The sequence below is a fragment of the Streptomyces rectiviolaceus genome, from assembly GCF_039533825.1.
Classification (GTDB): domain Bacteria; phylum Actinomycetota; class Actinomycetes; order Streptomycetales; family Streptomycetaceae; genus Streptomyces; species Streptomyces rectiviolaceus.
In genome coordinates this window covers 1-4,432 of sequence record NZ_BAAAUG010000244.1, presented here as the reverse complement: position 1 = coordinate 4,432, position 4,432 = coordinate 1, and the positions used below count along the sequence as shown (strand labels likewise).

8 protein-coding genes are annotated in these 4,432 nt (G+C 69.3%); all 8 read left to right on the top strand.

The genetic code is table 11. The features are described 5' to 3' along the window. Positions 1 to 113: 113 nt before the first annotated feature. The 8 genes from ABD378_RS43360 (at position 114) to ABD378_RS43325 (ending at position 4,272) form a co-directional block, all read left to right on the top strand. Complete coding sequence (locus ABD378_RS43360) at positions 114 to 539, top strand: hypothetical protein (RefSeq protein ID WP_344530926.1); 426 nt, start codon at positions 114 to 116, stop codon at positions 537 to 539. Between the two features lie 132 nt (positions 540 to 671). Further along, the gene (locus ABD378_RS43355) at positions 672 to 1,049 is read left to right on the top strand and encodes a hypothetical protein (protein ID WP_344530924.1); all 378 of its coding nucleotides are present in this window, start codon (positions 672 to 674) and stop codon (positions 1,047 to 1,049) included. Positions 1,050 to 1,196: 147 nt separating this feature from the next. After that, complete coding sequence (locus ABD378_RS43350) at positions 1,197 to 1,811, top strand: hypothetical protein (RefSeq protein ID WP_344530922.1); 615 nt, start codon at positions 1,197 to 1,199, stop codon at positions 1,809 to 1,811. 6 nt (positions 1,812 to 1,817) lie between these two features. Continuing rightward, the gene (locus ABD378_RS43345; protein WP_344530920.1) at positions 1,818 to 1,955 is read left to right on the top strand and encodes a hypothetical protein; all 138 of its coding nucleotides are present in this window, start codon (positions 1,818 to 1,820) and stop codon (positions 1,953 to 1,955) included. A 94-nt stretch (positions 1,956 to 2,049) separates the two neighbouring features. Further along, positions 2,050 to 2,565, top strand: coding sequence for a phiSA1p31-related protein (locus ABD378_RS43340; RefSeq protein WP_344530918.1), 516 nt, complete (start codon positions 2,050 to 2,052; stop codon positions 2,563 to 2,565). After that, positions 2,553 to 3,035 (top strand): hypothetical protein, encoded by a 483-nt coding sequence (locus ABD378_RS43335; RefSeq protein WP_344530916.1) that lies wholly within the window; start codon positions 2,553 to 2,555, stop codon positions 3,033 to 3,035. Before ABD378_RS43340 ends, ABD378_RS43335 begins: the two co-directional genes overlap by 13 nt. Beyond that, positions 3,032 to 3,589 (top strand): hypothetical protein, encoded by a 558-nt coding sequence (locus tag ABD378_RS43330; protein ID WP_344530914.1) that lies wholly within the window; start codon positions 3,032 to 3,034, stop codon positions 3,587 to 3,589. The genes ABD378_RS43335 and ABD378_RS43330 overlap by 4 nt, the downstream gene beginning before the upstream one ends. Before the next feature lie 11 nt (positions 3,590 to 3,600). Continuing rightward, positions 3,601 to 4,272 (top strand): hypothetical protein, encoded by a 672-nt coding sequence (locus ABD378_RS43325; RefSeq protein WP_344530912.1) that lies wholly within the window; start codon positions 3,601 to 3,603, stop codon positions 4,270 to 4,272. Positions 4,273 to 4,432 lie beyond the last annotated feature (160 nt).

The following is a 4,432-nucleotide window of genomic DNA, read 5'->3' as shown; positions in this document are numbered from 1 at the left end:
GGGGTCGGGCCCCTTTCGCATGTGTGGACCCTTCCCGTTCTATGTATTGCGTACGTAATAGATGAACGGTAGGGTGGAGACACCGCACCACACCGCCCGACCTTGGGGGACCCATGCAGACCCAGACCCGGATCACCGAGACCCTCCCGTCGGCCGCGCTGCACCTCATCGCCCGCATCGAGCGTCAGCTGGCCCAGCCGGAACGCGACTTCGCCGCCAAGGTCGGCAAGGCCCTCGGCTTCCGACACGGCTGGACGCCGGACCCGCTCCTCGGCGAGACCGCCACCCGCATCACCAGGTGGTCCCAGTACGAGCTCAACGCCGTGTACGAGCGCGTCGGCGGCACCGTCACCACCCGGCCCGTCCAGCGCAGCATCGACGGCGGCGACACCGCCTGGCCCGCCACCGAGATCACCCTCACCGTCGACCTGCCCGGCATCGGCACCGTCCGGCTCTACACCGACTGGGACGAGCCCACCGGCGGCCGCGACCTCCCGGTCATGGCCACGATCGCCGACACCGCCCTCATCGCCTCCTGATGCCGCTCTGCGACTGCGACGCCACCCGGGAGGAGAAGGCCGCCGGCATCCACCAGGAGCCGTGCGCCTCCCTCCACGGCAACACCGACGACCCGTCCGACCACTACCGCCAGTAGGCAGGAGTCGCCACCCATGCCAGCTACGCCCCACCACCCGGACCGCCTCCACCCGAGTAGCGCCGACGCGCTCATCAAGTCCAAGACGGGCCTTGACCTGCCGGAGCTACTGGACTGCACGCTGCCGCTCGCGAAGCCGTTGCGCCTGGTCCGAATGGAACTCTCGCTGGTCGACCGGGAGCTGAAGGAGGTCACCTCACGCCTTGCGCGCTCCGCCAGCGTCCGACTCGAACAGCTCGCGGACCACCCGGCGAGGGTCTTCGCTCCTGTCGGTGAGCCGACTCCTCGGGACCTCGACACCTGTACGGGCATGCAGGCCGGGCTGTGGAAGGCCGTGGACTCCATTCTCGCCTTCTGGGTCGCCGACGCCCCGTCCGACCACAACCGCCAGTAGAACCCCCTAGACGCCGCACCCCCACCCCCTGGGGTGCGGCAACCCGGCCAGGCCCCCGCTGGCCGATGAACCGCCGTCCCGACGCCCGCACATCCCCCTGTAGGGCGCGGGACGGCGGCCCCCTCCCGAGACTTCACGGAGACGCTGATGACCAAAACCACGGCCGAGCGCCGGACCCGGGTGGCGTTCCCTGCCTCCCCGGCCCTGCCGCTTCACTTTCACCAGTACGGAGCACGCATCGGGGATCGGCTCCCCGACCGGCCCGAACTGCGCACGCTGGACCTGCCGGAAGGCTGGTCCACTGATCTGGGCGAGGAGAACGGCGTACCCCGCCGGATCCTCGACCAGCACGGACGGGCGCGGATCAGCGTCTCGTGGACCGAACACCGCCGGCGGAAGGCCGGCACCTGGTCGTGGCGTCCCGTTCCCGACATCACCATCCACACCCCCGACCTCCACGCCCGTGCAGTAGCCGAGCAGGGCATGCCGCTGGTGTTGGACACCTGGGCAACTCCCGGGGCGATGCTCGGGTACGTCGGCGAGCGCATCGACACGTACACCCGGCTCGGCTACGTGGCGCGCCGAGAGATCTGCCGGTGGGAAGCCGAGCAGCCGGACCACGCGGCGCGTGAGCGGCGAAACCTGGAGTCATACACGCGGAAGCTGGCCGCCTACACCTCCCTCCTGACGGACCTGGTGGCGGCGATCACGTCGGGGTGGACCCCGGACTGGCAGGACCCACCGATCCCGGTGGGGGAGTGACCGGCCATGCAGAAGCCCACCGAGAGGGAACTCCGGCGTTTCATCGCCGACTGCAACGCCCGCCGTGCCGGATCGGCGGCCTTCCAGAAGTCCGCTCGCTGTGCCGCCTTGCGCATGGCCCGCAGCAACTGGCCGACCGCGTGACCGCGTTCCTGCTGTGGCCCCTCGCCGTCTGGCACCTCACACCCCGACTCCTCCGCCACCTCGCCCGCACCCTCACCCCGAAGGAGACCCCTGTATGCCCGACCTGTTCGCCTCCACCGAAGGCCCCGTCGACCTGGCCGCCGACGAGTGTTCGTGCCCGACCTCGGACGGCCAGTTCCTGATGGAGATCGACGCCGGATCGGTGCTCCTCACGCACAAGGCGTGCGGGAAGGAGCCCCGCGGCGACTACCACGACCTCCTCAACCTGCCCCAGATTCCGGTGACCGTGACAGCCACGCCCTACAGGAACTGCGACGGCAGCGAGTGGCATGGCGAGTACCGGTGCGACTGCGGCATCTACCTGTACGCCACCGTCAGCCACCTGGCGGTCCTTCACGACGGTCAGCCGTACCTGATCGACCGCGACTACGCGGACCGGGACGGCGAGGTCTGGCGTATCAGCGATCTGCGGGACGCCCAGGGTCAGCCGCTCGTGTTCCTGCTGCCGGAAGGCGCGGGGGAGCTGGGCCCGCTCCCCGAGATCGCCGACGACTACGGGCCGCTCACCCTCCAGCCCCTCACCCCGAAGAAGGCCCCATGCCCCCTCTGACGAGCCCCTACGAAGGCCTGTACACCCCCACCAGGGACGCCGTACGCGCCTGGAACCAGCGACACCGGGGCACAGCCGTCGCCGACGCCCTCACCGCCTGGACATCGACCACCGCCCACGACGGACGGCCCCTCCACACAGCCCGGGTCGACTGCCCGGACGCCGTGAACGTGCTGACCCGATTCGTCAACAACAGCCCCGCCGGAGGCGTCAACGGGGACCAGCAGCGTCCGGTCCTCGACTACAGCGTCCCGGGCCGTATCGGGTGCCTGTGGCTGCTGGACGGCGAGTGGATCGAACTGTGGGCGCCGGATGGTCAAGCCCCGGTGCCTGAGCCGAGGCAGGTGGTGGGGCTGACTCCGGCGATGGCGGACGCACTCCCGGCCAGCGTGGGCAACGGCAACGGTCCTTCTGGGCGGCTCTCGTTCACCCGCCGCAACAAGACCCCGAAGGAGACCCCCGCCGCATGAGCACGACGCAGACCCGCACCGAGCAGGCCGTCGTCGGCCGCCGCGTGGAGTTCGCCTTCTACAGCAACCTGCACGGCGACGCCAAGACGGTCTGGCATCCCGGCACCATCACCGCCACCGAACCCGGCCTGGCCTGCATCCGCCTGGACGGCGAGCGACGCTCCGGGCTGCACACCCCCCTCGACTACGAAGGCCTGCGCTACCTCGACCAGGTCGTCGCCGTACCCGAACTGCCGATGGGCCGCTTCCAGCCCGGCACCGAGCATCCCGGCATGCACTTCGTGTACGGCGGTGTCCTGGTCGTGGAGTTCGACGACGGCGACCTGGCGGCGATCACCGATGACCGGGACAAGGCAGAGGTTGCTGTCGCCGCCTACCTGCGAGAGCAGGCTGGCCTTGAGGCCGAGCGCGCCATCGGAGTCGAGTTGGCGGCCCTGAAGCCCCAGTGGGCGGTCTTCGAGTGGCAGCCCGAGGACGCCGAATACGACTGGTGCTGGGAGTCCGCCGAAGAGGGCGACGACCAGGCCGTCCGCATCCACTACCTGCCCGCCTGAGGAGACCCTTGATGAGCACAGAGACAGTCAGCGCGTTCGACCTGCCCGAGATCACCAACGAGTACCTGGCCAAGGTTCAGGAGCGCGCCGACAAGGCCACAGACGGCTTCTGGGGGACCTACCGGGACCTGAACGGCACGTACTACGTGGAGTCCCAGCCGAGGACCGTCATCGGGGAAGGCCAGTTCACCAACGGCTACGTCGCCGAGCTGACCGAGAACAAGGACCTCGATACGGGCAACGCGTACAACAACGCCTCATTCATGGCCTACGCCCGCACCGACGTCCCCGCTCTGCTGAAGGGCCTGCGGGAGGCGCGGAAGAACCTGACGGACACAGAGCTGGCGCGGGACTTCTACCACCGGTCCTCCACGCACCTGGCGGGGAAGCGGGACCTGGCCGAAGAGGTGCTCGCCCAGTGGGAGTCGGGATGCCTGGAGCCAGCGAAGGCACTGTGGATGATCCGTGCAGCGCTGGCTGTCGGGGACGTGAAGACGATCCAAGAGCTAGGCAGTGAGACTTCAGAGGACCCGCGGCTTGAGCGCACCTGTTCGGCGGCCCTGATGCCGTTGGACTCAAGGCCGGTCGAGCCGTGTGTGATCCAGGGCAAGCACGGCGTGCACGAGACGGAGACGGGCCGGAAGTGGACGGACGCTGACGCCAGCCTGGAGGGGATCGCATGACTGCACCCATGGAACTGAAGCCGTTGGCCCCGCTGGCCCGCACGATCGCTGAAACCGTCCGGGATACCCCCGTCCAACTCGGCGCTCCGGAAGGCGCCGCCGACCTGGTAGCGATGCTCACCGTGAAGGTCGCTGCCTATGTCGGCGGGGAGATGCCGGA

Excerpts from the sequence above, each read along its gene's own strand:
- ABD378_RS43360 (WP_344530926.1), top strand. The coding sequence starts at position 114 with ATGCAGACCCAGACCCGGATCACCGAGACCCTCCCGTCGGCCGCGCTG.
- ABD378_RS43355 (WP_344530924.1), top strand. The coding sequence starts at position 672 with ATGCCAGCTACGCCCCACCACCCGGACCGCCTCCACCCGAGTAGCGCC.
- ABD378_RS43350 (WP_344530922.1), top strand. The coding sequence starts at position 1,197 with ATGACCAAAACCACGGCCGAGCGCCGGACCCGGGTGGCGTTCCCTGCC.
- ABD378_RS43345 (WP_344530920.1), top strand. The coding sequence starts at position 1,818 with ATGCAGAAGCCCACCGAGAGGGAACTCCGGCGTTTCATCGCCGACTGC.
- ABD378_RS43340 (WP_344530918.1), top strand. The coding sequence starts at position 2,050 with ATGCCCGACCTGTTCGCCTCCACCGAAGGCCCCGTCGACCTGGCCGCC.
- ABD378_RS43335 (WP_344530916.1), top strand. The coding sequence starts at position 2,553 with ATGCCCCCTCTGACGAGCCCCTACGAAGGCCTGTACACCCCCACCAGG.
- ABD378_RS43330 (WP_344530914.1), top strand. The coding sequence starts at position 3,032 with ATGAGCACGACGCAGACCCGCACCGAGCAGGCCGTCGTCGGCCGCCGC.
- ABD378_RS43325 (WP_344530912.1), top strand. The coding sequence starts at position 3,601 with ATGAGCACAGAGACAGTCAGCGCGTTCGACCTGCCCGAGATCACCAAC.